Source organism: Arcticibacter pallidicorallinus (assembly GCF_003002875.1).
GTDB classification, from domain to species: domain Bacteria; phylum Bacteroidota; class Bacteroidia; order Sphingobacteriales; family Sphingobacteriaceae; genus Arcticibacter; species Arcticibacter pallidicorallinus.
In genome coordinates this window covers 356360-374209 of sequence record NZ_PVTH01000001.1, presented here as the reverse complement: position 1 = coordinate 374209, position 17850 = coordinate 356360, and the positions used below count along the sequence as shown (strand labels likewise).

The window sequence follows — 17850 nt, the reverse complement described above, 5'->3', positions numbered from 1 at the left end:
TGGTTTATTTGGGGGTATGTATGGTTTTATTCTTCAAAAGACCAGAACTTTCTGTTATGCGTTCGTAGATCTCAATTTCGACGATGCTGATTCTTCCGCGCGCATTTTTGTCATCACGAACAACCCCATCATCCAGTTTCTTACCCGTCACTTCGACCATCCCAAAAAAGTCTCTGGCCTCCGCTTTTGAATCAAGAAGCTCAATCCTGAGACTTTTACCTGAAGTAGGTTTGAACTTCGCGGTGAAGTATCCCAGGCTTCGTTGCGTAGAATCCCGGTATACTTCCTTACCGTCTATGGTGATACGTAGCGGGTAGCTTCTCGTGCGGAAATTATTCATTTTTAACGTCACCTCGCTAATTGGAGCCGGGCGATCAAGCTCGTAGTTGATCCATGCTGTAGACAAGTTTCCATCATTAAACCAGTCGGACAATTCATTGTCATCATAACTCATAGCCGCCTTATTCTGATTGGACCCAGCCTTTGCGCTGACAATTTGAAGTGCTTTACGCGAAACGATGTATGAAGGACTTGATGGGGTCGGCCCCCGGTCGAGATATACGGGTAATTCCGAACCAGGCAATTCATCTGACAAGCCATTCCTTTCCTTAACTGCCTTTGAAACAAAGCTTATAGCGTCCGGCTTCAAACCTTCCGCCGATGCTCTTAGTTTGATCTTTCCCGGCTGTGTTGTAGAACGGATAAGCACCCTGTTTACGCCGCATTCCACAGGCAGCGTTTTGGAGAGAATATAGTTACCCGGACCCTGGGCTATTCCACCACGCCACTCCGCAGGTCCTTCAAGTTCAAACCTGATCAGATTAAGAGCAGTAGGGCAGCGATTACCTTTTGCGTCCACTACTTCTACATCAACGAATGAAAGGTCCGCACCATCTGCCTTGAAGCCCCCCGGACCCTGTTGCAGTGTCAATCGAACAGAATGAGGCTTCGCCGCTGTACTGATTTCTTTCCTGCAGAGCTCCTTTCCGGCTTCATCATACCCAACCGCCGTCACCGTACCGGACACCCAGGCAACATCATTAAATGTGTACAAGAACCGTTTACTTTGCTTTCCGAAACCTTGCGATGAGCCATTGATGAACAGTTCTACCTTCTCTGCACCCGATATAACCTGAACATCTTTCTTTGTACCGGGCGCATAGTTCCAGTGTCCGATGATGTGAATGCGTGGTTGTTCTATGTCAACCCAGCCGTCCCACATTACCTGATGTGCGAAGTAGCCGTCTTTAGGTAAACGCATGGCATCGACCTCGCCGCTCCGGCGGTAATTTTCCGCTCCTCTGTAATGCGTGTTGGAATCAGAAAAAATAATATTTACACCACCGGCACTGGAGCGCTCTCCCGTGCCCGGACGCTCAAGCCAGTAGTCGAACCATCGGGCGACGTTCTCTATTGCGTGTGAGTCCTGATTACGATTATAGATACTAGCGTCTTGTCCCTTATGAAGCGGCCCGTCTCCGTCCTTGTGATAGGGGGGAGAATATTCGTCCCAATACTTGCGTAACCCTTCATCCCTCGAATATTCCATTGCCCACATAGGAATCCGGGCACTTTTATTAATATACAGCATTTCGCCCCCATATTCGGCAACCTTGCTATCAAGCATCTCTCTGGATCCGGCTGCCCTCCCACCCTGAGGATCATATTGGTCGCGAATAGCCTTCATTTCCTGCATATGCGCTTCGCTGATAGATTCATTACCTGATTCGTAGAACAGTATGCTCGGACTGTTTCTGTTGTAGATAATCGCATCACGCATCAGCGCTGTACGCTGCGTCCATCGGATGCCTTCGACGTCCCTTTCTGCGTCACCGGCCTGCATGGCCTGTATCAGGCCCACCCTATCGCAAGATTCAACATCCTGCTTCCAGGGGGTGATATGCATCCATCTCACGAGGTTGGCATTGCTTTTGACCATTAACCGATTACTGAAGTCAGACACCCATGCAGGCACGGACATCCCTATTGCAGGCCACTCATTACTGGTGCGCTGGGCATATCCTTTCATCTGAAGAACCCGGTCGTTCAAACGAACCATCCCGTCGGAAAAATCTGTCTTTCTGAACCCGGTTTTGGTGTTAACGGCATCAATAACCTTTCCATCAGATTTCAGGCGGGTGGTCACCGTATACAGGTAGCCATAACCCCAACTCCAGAATTCAAGTTGTTCTAGTCTTGCAGATGCGCTGACCTTACTGGTCTCACCCGCCTCGATCTGCGTAATACCGCCATGAAACACTTTAACTGACTTCCCCTGCAAGTCGGTCACCTCGACTTCGAAGTGGAAGCTCTTCGCTGTTGGAAACTCATTGCGGACCTCCGATTCTGCAGTGATTGTAGCCGATTTGCCTGCTATATCAAAGTCCCTGGCGAAAATATAAACGCCTTGTGTCTTCAAATTGGAATATAGAGGTAGCGTTTGGTATAGCCTGTCTGTTATATGCAAAAAGACGTTCTTAGGGATCCCTCCGTAGTTTGCATTAAAATTCTTGTCGATCCATTGAAACTTGGTCTGCGTAGCCACTTCTTTATATTCCCAGGAGTTATCAATCCGAACGGCAAGGATATTCTCCGCTCCATTATACTTGACCTGGTTGGTAATATCGAGGCCAAAAGCCATGGCTCCATTCTCATGCTTGCCTATATATTGACCGTTTAAATAAAAGTCACCCGCCTGACGTATACCCTCAAATTCGAGAAACACCTTACGATCATCTTGCCCGGCAGGTAATCTGAACCCCTTTCTATACCATACGATCCCTGTACTATGCTTGTCAATAGCGACTCTGAACGCTTCATCTTCATTGAAAGCATGGGGCAGGGTAACTGCCTTCCAGCCGGAGTCGTCGAACCCTGGACCTTGGGCACCTTGGAGGTCAGCGACCTTATACTTCCAGCCGGAGTTGAAGTTATACTTACTTCGTTGAGCGAATACACTTTCTGCAAGCACGAAGAAGCAAAACAGGAGAAAAAGGATAGGAATTTTAATTATCGAAACCATAGATAGTATGTCGTGTATTGAGGATCTTACTTCAGGAAAGAGTGAAGCCCTATTTGCTTCTGCTTTTTCAGGCCTTTCATCACCGACTCGGCATTAATCAGCGCGCCTTTTGAATTCGTGTGGGTATGGTCAGTTGGAAAGAGCTGCTTGACCTTGTCAGGACCCATTTTCTGATATCGGTCTGCCGTAATCTTATTCAAATCGATGAAGTAAGCGCCCTCTTGCTCTGCCACCTGACTGGCCCATAGACCGAAATCCTGATCTGCCCGCACGATCATACCCTCCTTCCAGCTGTTTCTGGGGATCATAGACAGAACAATCGGGGTGGCGCCTTTGGATTTCGTATCACGTATAAACTGACGAATATACCAGCCATAGGTATGCACGGTCTCAGGCGTTCCATCTGGCCAGATAAGTTCTTTGGTTTCTTCACCAATACCTCTTAATACTCCTCGGTATCCGCCTCTAGTGGTATCGGGCTTACTACCCTCGTTATGTCCGAACTGCATCATCACATAATCTCCTGGCTTCAATTGAGAAGACACGGCAGACCAACGACCCTCCTTAACGAAGGTTCGCGTACTTCTCCCAGCCATCGCCTGGTTGCGCAAATCGATTCTGGTGGTATCAAACAACGATTGAATTGCAGTGCCCCAGCCCATAAAGGAGTCATTCGTATTTCTTACAGTCGAATCGCCGATTATATAAAGGGCGGGTCGTTGAGAAAAGGTAAAGGCCAGACTCGTCAGGACGACTACCAACATAAATGGGAGCCTCCAGTATAATGGCATTATGCTTTTGCTTAGCTTCTTCATTAGTTCTTGAAATATCGATAAGACTATTTTTGAGATATTTTTGCTTGCTTATGCCGTTTCGTGACCTCTATATTGGGTCGTTTAGGTGGTTTCATGTTCGGACCGATGTAAAAACCCGTATGAGGCGGCTGATTGTATGCTACGTTTTGCCAGGCTATGCTCTGACGATATTGCGGATCGTGCATGAAGGTGAATAGTCTGTTTTTAGCTGGAATCGTGGTGGTAAAGATTCTAAGTTCCTTTCCGTCTCGTGTTCTGAACATCACTTCTTCACGCCAGTCGCCAAACAAATCTGCGCTTAGCGCGGGTGTAGACTTTGTGCCGTTGTTGCTGACACAATCATAAGACGCAGCGTCAAACAAGACGTTTGATTTTCCGGCGAGATAGTCCCACTTGCTAACGGTAGTTGAATTTAAAAGTTCACTCAACATGTCTTCATCCCAGAAGATTCCGAAGTTCACAGAAGGATTCCCCTCTGAAATCTTATTTCCCCTGACGTCAAACATTCCGGTGATACCAGCTCCCGCCACCCATGATTCGAAGCCCTCATATCGCGGATCTACATCCAGGGATAGGCCGCGACCCGGCCCCTCGCCATCATCACCCGCTTTAATTGAGGCTTTTTTCCATATCACCTCTCCGGTTCTTGCGTCTCTGAAGCTCGCACCTGCGTCTCCAAAGCGCTCCTGAATATCGAAGACCTCAAGCCCGGGCCTTGAGGGGTCAAGATCTGAAACATGCAGTGCATCTCCGTGACCTATGCCGGTACTATAGAGCCCTCGCCCATCATCATCCAGGGTCATCGCTCCATACACGATCTCATCCTTTCCATCCGCGTCTACATCTGCTATAGTCAGACTGTGGTTCCCCTGTCCGCGATACTTGCGATTTTCGGCCGAGGCATCACTGTCAAAAATCCAACGGCTTGTAAGCTTTTTATCTTTAAAGTCCCAAGCGGCAATGACCGAACGAGTGTAGTAACCTCGGCACATAATCAGGCTGGCGTTCCTGCCATCCAGGTAAGCGACCCCTCCCAGGAATCGGTCCATGCGGTTTCCATTACCATCGCCCCAGACTGCCGCCATCTCTTCCTGATCAGGATCTTCCTTATCAGGATGCCTTCCCGGCAGGTATTTCACTGTGCTGACTGCAGCACCGGTAAGACCATCGAAAACAGTGAGGTATTCAGGCCCTTTTAAAATATAGCCACGGCTATTCCTCCAATCTTTGGTAGAGTCGCCGATGCAGTTACCCTGTCCGTCAATTGTTCCATCAGCGGTCTTGCATGCGATCTCTGCTTTTCCATCTCCGTCCAGGTCGTACACCATAAACTGAGTATAGTGTGCGCCTTCCCGGATATTCCTACCCAGATTAATCCTCCAGAGGAAAGTGCCGTCCAGTTTGTAAGCCTCCAGTATCGGAGCTGAGGTAATACCAGCATGGGAATTATCCCGGCCAACCCCTACCTGATGGATAATAATCTCATATTCGCCATCACCGTCGAGATCACCCACCGACGCATCGTTAGGAGTATAGCCGGCCGGCGTTTGTAAGGGCACCGAAAGATAAGGGACAGCTGGAGGATTAGCTGCAAGCAAGAAGGGATCACTTGTCTCGGTCTCCTTTCCCTTAATAACTGTCTTGACGAAATAAGAATTGTGTTTCGAAAGGTCCGCCCTGCTATCTTCGAAATCAGTGGTTAGAGTGAGCGGCAGCGAGTTTAACTTCAGGGGCTTGCTTCCGTTGGTTGAGCGGTAAAGATTAAAAGCAATATCCTCAGAATCCGTCCCCAGCAAGCGCCATCCCAGGTATACAACACCATTCCCCTTGTTTATCGCTACCAGCCCACGCCCCAGATTCTCCATCAGACGTTGGGCGCTGGAAATCAGGCAGGAGCTAACCAATAATCCGGTTAAAATCAGGGCTTTTAGTTTCATAACTGGCTTATAAATGACTTACTTGTTTGTAGTACGGTTTTTGATATCTGCTGAGGTTTGTATCTTACAGATCTATGGTTAATATTTACAGGCAAGGATCTTATTCTTAGACCCTTGCCTGATTTCTTTTCTCTGACCTGCTAATCCGTCAGGATATTTTCTTTTGGCATAACAAACTGCTTATTCTCAGTAGTTGGCTTCGGCAAGCCAAAGTAGAAATACAATGTCCGCTTCGTAGTCCCTGCGACCTTATTAGGCTCGCTCTCGGGGCCGAGTGCCGAGGTATTATAGCTGACATTCAACGCAAGCTTGCTTCCGGCTGGCGGAATGCCGTCGAGGAAAGAGATATCACCACTTGGCAATTCAGGAGCCGGCCTGGCCCCTGATACCGCGTAAAAGTCGAATAAGCGGACAAACAAATCGTTATCCCGACTAGCGACTGTAAATTTCCCTTGCACCGTATTCAACTCCATCCAGGCGATATCACCATAGTACCCTTTAAACTCCGGGTAAATCCAGGGTGCGCTTCCTGTATGCGTGTTGTTATATCGGTTCTCCCAAACGTTGTGTGTGACGCCCTGCATTCTGTTTTTCCAAACGCGGTAAGGTCCTTTACCCAACCATTTTGCACCCAGCACAAAGTTTTCCGGATAATTGAAAGAAACACCCGTGAAAGGATACGTTCCGTTCAGAGTATATTCATACGTCATTTCGAGCCAGCCGCTACCGTACATCTTCCAGCGTACATATTTCATATCGCCGGTATAGCTAGCCTCGACAACGTGACCATCACCTTCTTTAAAATGCCTGATGGACGAGAATACAGCATTTCCGCTCACCAATACCGGTCCGTTATTGAATGATAGCTTAGCGGAAAAATCGTTTGCCAGATCAGCGAGCCTTCCATTTTTCTTATTTATAGAAACTGATATACCGCTAGCCTTTAAGGTTATCAAACTATCAGCTTCAGAAACAGCGACCTGTTCAGACCCCGTAGTAACTAATAATCCGTCAAGCAGTTGGCTGTTCTTCTTCACTTTCCACACCCATTTATACACTTCATTTTTTGATGGATCATAAGCAGACAATGTAAGCGCATCATAGCTCTTCCAGTCTCCTGGCAGCTTCAGCTTAAGCACGCCCCTGGCCACCGGTGCAATAGAAGGAGCTGTTGCCGATCCCTCCTTAGCAACCGTGTATCCCGAGGTCTGATCATCTCTCTTCTTAAAATTCACCAGCTCCCATTTAAAGGTGCACTGGTTTATATTTGTAAAGTGGAACCTGTTTTCTACCGGTATCTCGCCTTTGAAGTTGTCAGGAAGTTCTTTCAAGGTGATTTTAACGGGTGAATAAATTTCTCTGATGGCATTCACGCTCCCTTCCTTTTCGCGGTATGGCCCTACTAATCCGTCGGGTGCATTTACTCCATTTACATCGATTATACCATTCTGATCGGTACGTACAATTCCCTCGTCAGCGAGATCCCATATAAATCCGCCTGCACCCTTCTTAGCATACCAGTGGAGATCCCAGAACTCGTTCAAAGCCACTGCCCCGCCACCGTCATCCTGAGAATGCAGAAACTCTGTAGGCATGTATATATTGGTGTCGGCGAGAATTTTTTGAGTGCTATAATAATCTTCGTAATGGTTACAGTCTATGCCATTGAGAGCATTTCCTGGTCTGTGGTGACCATGGATAACCGGACGGCTAGAAAGATCATACTTAGCATATTCTTTTATGAGATCAAAGTTATGGCCACCCTCGTTGCCGTTGCTCCAGAAGATAATTGAGGGGTGGTTAACATCTCTGATAACCATCTGCTTCACCAGGGGCTTACCGGCCTTGGTGCTGTACGCTTTTTGCCAGCCCGCAAGCTCATCCAAAACATACAAGCCTAAGGAATCGCAATACTCAAGAAAAGACTTGTCAGGAGGATAATGAGAACAACGAACAGCGTTCATATTCATCTCCTTGATCAGCTTAACATCATTAAGATCGATCTCCTTGTTGATGGAGCGTCCCGTTTCCGGCCACCAGACATGACGATTAACACCCTTCATCTTGATCTTGGTTCCGTTTACATAGATACCGTCTCCTTTACGTATTTCGATTGTCCGGAATCCAAACTTTTCAGTCGTTTTGTAGAGCACATTGCCCGCGTTACGAATGCTGACATCAGCACGATAAAGATGCGGTGTTTCAGCCGTCCACTGCAGTGGTTTGCTGAGCTTTGTTTTCAACATAAGCACCGAATCTCTTTCCTGTGTTCTGGCACTGGCAGTAGCTACAACTTTTCCTGCAGCATCTTTAATTTCCGCGACGATATTACGCCCGGCTTCCGCATTTTTCAGAAACACATTCATAGCAAAAGACCCATCCGCCTTTGCGTCAATAGCCGTATACTCGATATGTTCTTTCGGAACTGCCTCCAGATAAACGGGCCGGAAGATCCCCCCAAATATCCAATAGTCAGCCAGGCGCTCGGCATTATTTACAGAGTTGTCTGCAGACATCTTGCTTACCATCACTTCGATCTGATTAGCCTTGCCGAAACTTAGCTTATCAGAGATATTGTACTTAAATCGATAGAAGGAGCCCTGATGAACCGGACCTGCCAGCTTTCCGTTGATCTTCACTTCGGTATCGGTCATAGACCCCTCGAAGACGATGAAGACGTCCTTCCCCTGCCAGTTGGAGGGAACCGTGAACTGGTGTTTATAGATCCCTTTTTCATCAGCAAAACGGAAATTCTTACCATAGGTAACATAGTCGCGCCCGTAATTATATGATCCGAAGCCCTGTTGTTCCCAATGCGAAGGAACTTCAATCTTTGACCAGACACCACTTTTCCTACCGCCCGTAACCCAAAAATCCCAGGTCACCGTGTTCTTGTTATCTACACCGGAAATGTACTGTATTTCCTTCCTATCGCTCACCTGAGCCATGCCTTGCAATGCAAAGGAGATACTTAAAAATACTGTCAGGATGTTCTTTCTAAAACCTTTTACCATTTTGTTAATGTTTGTTTCGATAAAACCATGCATTCTAAAAAGGCACGGTAAGCTAAATATATTATGATCCAATAAGAGCCGCTTAATTACCATCGGGCTTAACAATACTCACATGGGGACTTGGGGGCCATTTGAAAGACGCAACATGATCAGGAGAAGCACTGTCAAACGCCGGCATATCGACCAGAAATTCAGCGAGCTTGAGATTTTGTCCTTTGATCTCCTGAGCTACAATCTTTGCAATCTGATAGGCCCCATACGGGTTGAAATGGGTGTTGTCATTCAAATTCCTTTCCGGATAAATTACAAAAGCACTTTTTGACCCTTCAGGCCCAAGGGCTTCATACATCCGCGTGGTCAGGGCGGTAAGATCGATCAAGGGAACCCCTTCTTCCGAAGCTACCTTTCGTGCAGCATCGGGGTATTCGCCATGGGAATTAACCATCTTTCCCGAGGCATCAAAAGATCGGCGCGCTGTCGGCGTTAAGATCACCAGATTCGCCTTAGCTGCTCTCACTTCCCTGGAGAATATTTTTAATCGTTCTGTGTAAGACTTATAGGGTCCGTCATTCGGACCTTTTTCTTTTTCATCGTTATGTCCGAACTCTACAAAAACATAATCACCCGGTTTAATGACACTCAGTACCTTTTCCAGACGCCTGCTCCCAATAAAGCTACCCAAAGACAAACCTGACTCCGCGTGGTTAGCAATTGCGACGCCGGGTCTGAAAAAACGCGGAATCATTTGTCCCCACGAAGCCCAGGGCTCTTCCTCCTGATTAACCACCGTGGAGTTTCCCGCAAGGTAGACAGTAATCTGGCTATCTGTTTTTTCAATTTCGATCGCGTTCAGAGCAGTGTTAGCATCGAATTCGAGAGTGAGTTTATCATCCCAATCCAGCTTAGTTAGCTCCCTGGGTTTTAAATGCACTTCCCGATTAGCGGCTATCTTCCTGTCTTTCACATTGACGATGAAGCTTTTTCTTATATGCCCGCCAGCCTTCGTTTCCAGGTGCTCCAGCATTAGTCTCCTGGACTCCGCTTTCACGGTAGCTTTGGCAGGAGACTTGGTATCACCGAGCGTAAGGGTGACTTTGTAGTTCCCCTCAGGAACCCTGACCGAGAAATAAAATGGTTTATCAGATGTTACAAAGTCGCTTTTTAACGGATTTTTCCCTTTTCTGAAGACGGATTTCGGTTGAGAAGAAAAGTCAAATCCATAGCCTCTGCCATCGGAGTAAACATCAGTCGTACTGACCCCTGTATATCCGGGGCCGACATTTTTTGATCCGGTATCAAATTTCCAGGATTTGCCATTCTGCAGGTCATCGCGATATTGAGCGTACCCTTGAAAAGCAATCAGAGAGAAAACAATCAGAAACCTATCGAATTTGTTCATGTATAATATCAATTGACTGTTATTTCGTAAACATTGCCCTTCCTGGTATCGAACGTTGTGATATATTGAGGAGTAACGAGTTCGTTAGCCAGCCGGAAGTTTGCCTTTAAGCCCTTAACGACAATTTTCTGATTGGTACGAAGCCTGCACTGCCCACCCGCTTTGGAAATTACAAAGGCCTTCCTAAGTTTACCGCCTTTCCAAACCATCTCCAGCTCGAAGGCACCGCGCGCAATCAGACCCTTAACGTGCCCCTCTGCCCATTTTTCAGGCAGGGCAGGCAGCAACTGGATCTCATTCAGATGGCTCTGCAGAAGCATCTCAGTAATACCGGCTGTAGCGCCGAAATTACCGTCTATCTGAAATGGCGGATGTGTGTCAAATAGGTTATTCAGCGTGGAAACTTTCAGCAGCTCCTGATACATTTTATAGGCATGATTGCCGTCGAGCATTCTTGCCCAAAAATTGATCTTCCATGCTTTGCTCCAGCCAGTTCCTTCATCCCCTCTAACTTCAAGGGTTTTACGACTGGCTTCAGCAAATTTCTTGTCAATGAGCGGCGATATTTGCCTTCCCGGATGCAGGCCAAACAAGTGTGATATATGTCTGTGCTGTGGATCTTCGTCTTCCCAATCGCCAAACCATTCAACCAGGTTACCCTTTTTCCCGACCTTCAGAGGACTTAACATCGCTCTTTTTTGTTTCAACAATGAAGCGTATTCACGGTCGGTTCCAAGAACTTCAGAAGCCTCTATAACGTTTGTAAAAAGATCCCAGATGATCTCCATATCCATCGCTGAGGCTACTGTTACTGTTCCTTTTGTTCCATTTGGCATGATATAAACATTTTCCGGAGACGTGGAGGGTGCTGTAACCAGAATACCGTCCTTTTCTACCAGCCAGTCCAGACAAAAGTCTGCTGCGCCTTTCATCAGGGGATATGCTGTATTTTTGAGGTAATCTTTATCTGCTGTAAACCGATAGTGTTCAAACAGATGCTGACTAAGCCAGGGGCTTGCAAGGGACCAGTTGGCCCACTTCGGATCGCCCGAGCCCTCTCCTACCGGATTGGTCTGCGCCCAGATATCCGAATTATGATGAGCTGCCCAACCGCGCGCATTATAATAATACCTGGCCGTATGCGCTCCGTTCTTTGCCATCCTCTTTATGTGAGCGGTCAGAGGTTCCGTCAACTCGGAGAGGTTAGTCATTTCCGCCGGCCAGTAATTCATCTGCAGATTGATATTGGTTGTAAAATTACTTCTCCAGGGTGGGCTTATGGAATTATTCCAGATCCCTTGAAGGTTGGCAGGAATACCACCTGGTCTGGAGCTTGAGATTAACAAATATCTGCCGAACTGAAAATAAAGCTCCTCAAGCGCGAGGTCAGCTTCCCCCTCTCTGTATCGAACCAATCGCTGGTCAATGGGCAGTTCTTTAGCTTTTCCAGATGCTAAATCAAGACTTACTCGGTTAAAGTAACGTTGATAATCTGCAATATGTGCATGTAACAGTTGACTGTAACTCTTCTTCGACGCGGCGTTCAAATAGTCTGATGCCCGCCTCTGCTCGTCTATGCCATCTCTGTCGGGGGATTTATCAAATCCGTTAAAACTGGTTGCTGCCGAAACGTATAATGTAACTTCTGATGCCTCTGAGATAACCAGAGAAGAATCAGTACTGTTAATTTTACCATCGGGGGATATTGCCTTAATCCTGAACTGATAGCGCATACCATTTTGCCGTTGACTATCTTCATAGCTAAACGATCCTGACACTTTTTTACCATAACTATCAACCCTCGCCTTTCCTGCCAACACCAAGTGCTTATCATTGGAAACCGTTGTTTGATATTTAAGCTCATGCTGCACCCCGACAGAGAAGTTAAGCGCCTTCTTTCTGTCGGCTTTTAAATGAATAACTATGATTTGATCAGGCGCAGAAGCGAATACCTCACGTGAATAGTTCACACCCTCTGCTGTGAAGCGGGTTGCTGAGGTAGCTTTTGTGATGTTTAGGTCTCTGTAATAATTGCCGGGAGCACCTTTAAAATGGTGTTTGATAAGAATGTCGCCAAGTGGCTGATACATTTCCGTATCGGGGCCCTGCATTTTCTTTAGAAGCGAAACGGCTTTGTCAATACTGTCGCTAAACAGCGCCTTTCTCAATGGCTCCAGGTACTTTGGAGCGTCTGGATTAGGATTCAGATCGACAGGACCACCCGTCCACAAGGTCTCCTCGTTAAGCTGAATTAATTCCTCCCCGGGTCTGCCGAAGATCATCGCGCCCAGACGGCCGTTGCCCACTGGCAGTGCTTCGTTCCACTCTTTCGCAGGCTTATCATACCAAAGAACCAAGTCTTTGTCTTGTGCTAAACTGGCATGGATTACCAGCATCAGAAAGAAGGACATTGAAGACCGCTTCATCGGCTATTATTTAATAAATTTGTATAGAACTGTCGTTAACCTCGTAAGGATGGTTTTGCAAAAGGCGGATCATCTCGGCACCAGCCAGCAAAACAGGGCCGTAACCATGAGCAGCATAATTGTTCACCGGTCGATAATAGTAAAACGCCGGGTCAAAGCCCATACCCGTACCTACGCAGGTACCCTCAACCTGACCCCTGGCATTCACCTTTGAACTCACTGCATTCCAGGCCAACAAGGCCATCGGCCCATATGCTTTTACATCCAACCACCCCTTGTTCACCGCATGAGCGATGCAGTAGGCATAAATAGCGGTAGCAGACGTTTCGAGATAAGAATCATTTTTATCCAGCAGCTGGTGCCAGAACCCGGTTCCGTGCTGGAGAGACGCGAGCGCTTTAATATGTGTTTTTAACTGGCCTGATATTTTCTCTCTTCCTGCATATCCATCAGGGAGAGCATCCAGTAATTCAATTTTAGTAAGCAGCGCCCAACCATTCGCTCTAGCCCAGTGAAACTGTGGATGCGGATTCATATCCTGAACCCAGCCATGCATATAAAGCCCATTCTCCTTATTGTACATCCGTCCGGAAAACAACTCAAACTGTTTGACAGCTTCGTCAAAGTACTTCGTTTCTCCGGTCAGTTTTCCCATCTGTACTAAAGCGGGAAGGCTCATGTAAAGATCGTCTAACCATAGTGTATTGGGCTGCGGCCGGTTGCGTGCCAGAGTTCCGTCTGTCAGGCGAAACTCCCTGGTCATAATATAGTTTATATAATTGTCTATCAGCGGGCGGACCTCTGATTTTAACGAACCGGACATTGAAGTTTTAATAATGGCAGCACACATGGAACCCGCATCATCGAGGGCATGTGGATCAAGAACCGATCGTACCGGTGTTTCAGCCTTTGGGTTCGTTTTAAAAAGCGGACGGTAATTTGACGCTACCTCAGAAATGAAATCAACTCGCTTTGCCGTGTATTCGCTGAACTTTTTGTCGCCGGTAACCTGTCCGGCCAGAAGCATCCCTGTGTAAGTTACCCCCCATTCATAGCTGATCAAACGAAAATCGCCCTGCTTAAAAATAGAGTTCTGATCAGCCTTTTTAAGATTGTGCACTACTTCGCCTGAAGCCTTATTTATTAATTGCATGGGTGTTGCAGCATCGACATAAGTGTATAACCTGTCTAGCACAATTTTAATGTCCTGAGGCTTGGTTTCACCATATTTTACAGGATAATCGGGTTTTAACAAATGCAGAGGAGTAGTAACATCGTTGCCGGTAGGTTGTACCTGGCCGAAAGCCACAGTACTGACTATCTGCAGAATGCAAGCAATACAAATTACCTTCATTGGTTTAGCTGGTTTATAATCGTAATCTAAACTAAAAAGTTTTTAGTTGGCTTCCGTCCTGTTGCATCCTGTCATCATTACAAAATCGAGACACCGCATCGATTGAAACACAGTTGTTACACTTGATAGCAATCGAAAATCAGCTAATTTTCTCCCGCTATTGTCGGCACAACCGTGGAATCCAGCAACGCTTCCAGTGGAGATTCTTCCAGAACCACACGTTTAGATTGTCCTTCGATCGTCTTCCACTCAACAAGTCTGATCATACCGCTGTCAAGTTCTATTCCGGTGATGTCACCGTCATCAAAACATCCGCAACCCGTATTGAAGTAGGTATTTTTCGAGTAGTCCAGCCTGGGGGAAGCATCTCCACTGATTTTTCCGGCCGACATCTGCGCTTCTATCTCTCTTGCCTGCTCCATCTTCCCGTCCCTCCTTGCTTCTTGTAAGCGAATGTACATGCGTTCCAGGTGAGTCAGGGAATTAAACACCGGCTGATGGGTATGTCCTGTTATGAGAACAAGATTTTGCTGCATCGCAGTCCAGTCGTACATGATCTGATTGTGTTCTGATTTGAGCTTATTGTCGTAGGCTGGTGTGTTAGGATTTATTCTAAGAAAAGCCTGAAGTGGCCCCCAGACCATTGAAACAAACCACTTACTGAACCAGTTACCGTCACTCTGAAGATCACCCTGATGCCCATGGGTAAGAAAAACATCTAGCTTTCTCCCTTTGATTTCCATTCGAATGATGACACCTTCGTAGACCTTGACTCTTTGTCCGTATGCACGGTAAAGGTTAAGCGATGCCAAGGGGTCGTTGTCCCAGTAAAGGTCATGATTCCCAAATACCTTAATGAACGCATTTCGCTTGAGAAACATACTTTCGGCATGAAAGGTATGTTTATTGTGTTTCAGAATACCTTCAACCGTATTTTCCCAAAGTTCTTCGCTATCACCCAGGTTGCAGTATGTAAACTCATGTTCATTGTAGTATTGCAAGGCCGCGAGATAATTCTTTTCGGCCAATAAGAAATCATCACGGAAATTCCGGCTCCCTTTGTGCTGATCGGAAAACACAATCATTTTTGAGGATTGGTGAAAATCTATCACCAATCCCCGATGCCCCGGATCTTCCAGGATCTTTTCATAGAGAGCCGTTAAGGCGTCATGCACCCGCCTCTTATCTGGCCTTGAAGAATATTTGTTTGCCAGTCTAATCACTGGTCCCGACAGAACTCGCTGTAAGAATTTGCGCATGCCTTATGAACACATCAGCACAGAGAGTGTTTACGGCACCAGTGACTTAAGAATCTACTTATTTTCCTGCCGATTTCCTGCCGGTAAAAATAGCATGGTCCCTTATTCTGGATACAGACCTTGAAGATGAAGAAGACTCTTCATTTACCTCATCAGACTTCCCTTCCCTGGTTGACTTGTACGAGGATGTTTTCTTCCTGCTTTCCGACCAGCTTCGTGAGTCGAACGAGTAGGTCAGGCTTGCTCCGCCAAACAGATGACCTTTGATAGTATTTTGAAATAGCTTGTTGGCCCACTCACCGCCGCCTTCACTGTATCCTTCGATTGCTCTGGTATTATACAATCCCAAAGTACCCTTTAACAGGAAACCCTGTTTTTGGATGCCCAAATGGATGGCAGCAAAGTTACTTGCGGCATAAGAACCCTTAACATCTCCATTCAGAATCATTTGTGTAGCCACTTCATGATTATATATTCCACCCGGATGGGCACGATCATAATCACGTCTCCACTCACCGCTTCCCGTTTGTGCGGCACCGCTTTGGGTGTGCGTACGATTAGGAGTACCCTCGTTGTTGGTTTCCCCTGCAAACTCTGCGTCCACTAAAAAGCGGAAACGCTCGGTTTGGCTAATCTTACCCAAAGGTCTGTTAAACACGTGCAGAAGCACGCCATAGCGGTAATAGGTCATTCCATTCGAAAGATCGAAAAACCTTTCGTATGCATCTGTTCGTTCAGGTGTCGATAAGACGGTCGCGTCTGCTGATAAAAGAAAAGGACCTACATTTAAACCGATATGCCCTCCCCAATTCCAATAGTTTGTGCTAAACTGAGGAACTCGTCCATGCGGACCAATAAGGGTTCTGTCGTCGTATCCTACTTTTCGGTTACCAAAGCCGGCGATGATGCCAAACTGTGGGTAGACAAAAGGCTTTACGCCTTTCTCAGTTAATTTGCGGAGGTTGGAGAGATAAATATCCGACTCCAGCCTCATTTCCACACCATTCAAGACGATGCGTGAACCGGTCTGACCAATATCTGCACCATTAATTACTTCCGGCACAAAGTCAACCGGATCGTAAGAACTCCTGTGCTCAATATGACGGCTGCCGAGCCTGATCCTCGGATTAAACGCGATCGCAAGCTTATTCTCATGAATCTCAACAACTGAATAATAGTTGATGATGCTTTCCCCTGCGGTCTGAAGACTTAAATACCCCGGAGTAGCAAGAGCTACAGGCGGTTGCGGAGCTGCTACTGCCAATAACACGAGGTCTGAGCTGGTAATACCTGCAGACTTGTCTTCACCATAACCAAGCGACTTAAGTTTTTCGGTTCCGTGATCTCTCAACTGTCCGAGTCGTTTTACTGAGAAATCGCCTGTCTGACTTGCCGGAACTGCACCTTTACCCTCCAGCAAACGCTTGAAAAGCTTTACAGCATCCCGTTCACCATAATGCAGCGAAGTCAGCATCATGAGCTCCATGGCTTTGGATTCTGATTCTTCCTGCATTTTGTCTGGATTTATAACCTCTGTTTCGGTCAGCAGGACCGGACCTAGATTCCCCGGAACATTGCTATCAAAGAAGCTGCTTCCCTTCAGCGCCTGAACTACCCGACTCCCGGCTCCTTTGCTGAGGTCCCCCTTTAATGCGGCAATTAACGCTCTGGTTTCAGGGTGGCGATTCATATCACCTTCTTGCAACCGCATAAGCTCGAACAATGCCCGCTTGTAGTTTTCATTCGCGTGCTCCTTGGACATCCTGTTTCCTGGATATGTTCTTGAACGGAATTCTGCAACCGCAGCCTTTTCTGCTTTTATCTTATCTTTCGTTTTGGCCTGCTCCCTTCTGAGTATTTCCGCCAGGGAGATCGGCCCACCATCGAAGTCGATCAGTTGCAGCTCAGGGGTCTCACGTATTTCCCTCGTGGCAGACGTTATCGTTATGGTATTATGTAAACTGGTCGCATAATCTCTGGCCATATAAGCCTGATACACATGTTCCCGCCATTGTGACCCGTTAGCCTGCTTATTGACAGGGTTCGCTGATATCAGGACTTTTAAATCCTTCAGCGCAAGCGGATTTTCGGCCGTTACCACTCGCTGCGAATCGGTTCTGAAAGCCAGAAATTTACCCTTAGGCAAGTGGCTGTTTACTAGCTCAAATAGCGCAATCGTGCCATTCATGCCCTGTTGTGCAACGTATTCCAGATCTCCCTTTGAAAATACTGACTCTACAGGCGCACCTTTTTCAGTATCATATTTAAGGGTGTCGGCAAGAATAGCGGCTGCCTTGACTGCTGCACCAACAAGTCGCGAATCAGAAAATGGTGTTGTCGATTCACGATAGGTTGTAATGGGTTCATCGGCAGTACGCCTTATTCGAACTGTATCCTGGGGAGCCGTATACGCGCTCTGTGCGTTCAAGCCCTCAGGCGCAATCCATACAAAACCACAAATAGCTGATAAGGTAAAAATCGAATAGTATCCTCTTGTCTTATGCTTCATACTGTGAATAATTCATGTAATTCATTAGGGTAAAACTACCAAAGATTGCACATGATTATCAGTACATTACAATTATGAGAACCATAATGAGAATCCCCGTGAAAGAACGAGAGTG

9 protein-coding genes are annotated in these 17850 nt (G+C 46.8%); all 9 read right to left on the bottom strand.

The window, feature by feature from the left end:
- Window positions 1-4: 4 nt before the first annotated feature.
- Entirely contained in the window at window positions 5-3022 is a 3018-nt protein-coding gene (locus B0I27_RS01540; RefSeq protein WP_106290681.1) for a glycoside hydrolase family 2 protein, read from the bottom strand.
- A 26-nt stretch (window positions 3023-3048) separates the two neighbouring features.
- Window positions 3049-3813, bottom strand: a complete 765-nt coding sequence (locus B0I27_RS01535; protein WP_106291215.1) for a rhamnogalacturonan acetylesterase — start codon at window positions 3811-3813, stop codon at window positions 3049-3051.
- A 47-nt stretch (window positions 3814-3860) separates the two neighbouring features.
- On the bottom strand, window positions 3861-5774 hold the full coding sequence (locus B0I27_RS01530) for a rhamnogalacturonan lyase (protein WP_106290679.1): 1914 nt from the start codon (window positions 5772-5774) through the stop codon (window positions 3861-3863).
- A gap of 140 nt (window positions 5775-5914) precedes the next feature.
- The gene (locus B0I27_RS01525) at window positions 5915-8788 is read right to left on the bottom strand and encodes a glycoside hydrolase family 2 protein (protein WP_106291213.1); all 2874 of its coding nucleotides are present in this window, start codon (window positions 8786-8788) and stop codon (window positions 5915-5917) included.
- Window positions 8789-8870: 82 nt separating this feature from the next.
- Window positions 8871-10187, bottom strand: coding sequence for a rhamnogalacturonan acetylesterase (locus B0I27_RS01520; RefSeq protein ID WP_106290677.1), 1317 nt, complete (start codon window positions 10185-10187; stop codon window positions 8871-8873).
- An 8-nt stretch (window positions 10188-10195) separates the two neighbouring features.
- Window positions 10196-12613 carry a glycoside hydrolase family 95 protein gene (locus tag B0I27_RS01515; protein ID WP_106290675.1) on the bottom strand — a complete coding sequence of 806 codons (2418 nt, stop codon included), beginning with the start codon at window positions 12611-12613 and terminating at the stop codon, window positions 10196-10198.
- 10 nt (window positions 12614-12623) lie between these two features.
- Window positions 12624-13967: a glycoside hydrolase family 88/105 protein gene (locus B0I27_RS01510; protein ID WP_106290673.1), complete on the bottom strand. Its 1344-nt coding sequence runs from the start codon at window positions 13965-13967 to the stop codon at window positions 12624-12626.
- Between the two features lie 143 nt (window positions 13968-14110).
- The gene (locus B0I27_RS01505) at window positions 14111-15226 is read right to left on the bottom strand and encodes a metallophosphoesterase (RefSeq protein ID WP_106290672.1); all 1116 of its coding nucleotides are present in this window, start codon (window positions 15224-15226) and stop codon (window positions 14111-14113) included.
- A gap of 58 nt (window positions 15227-15284) precedes the next feature.
- Window positions 15285-17735, bottom strand: a complete 2451-nt coding sequence (locus tag B0I27_RS01500; RefSeq protein ID WP_106290670.1) for a hypothetical protein — start codon at window positions 17733-17735, stop codon at window positions 15285-15287.
- Between the last annotated feature and the right edge of the window lie 115 nt (window positions 17736-17850).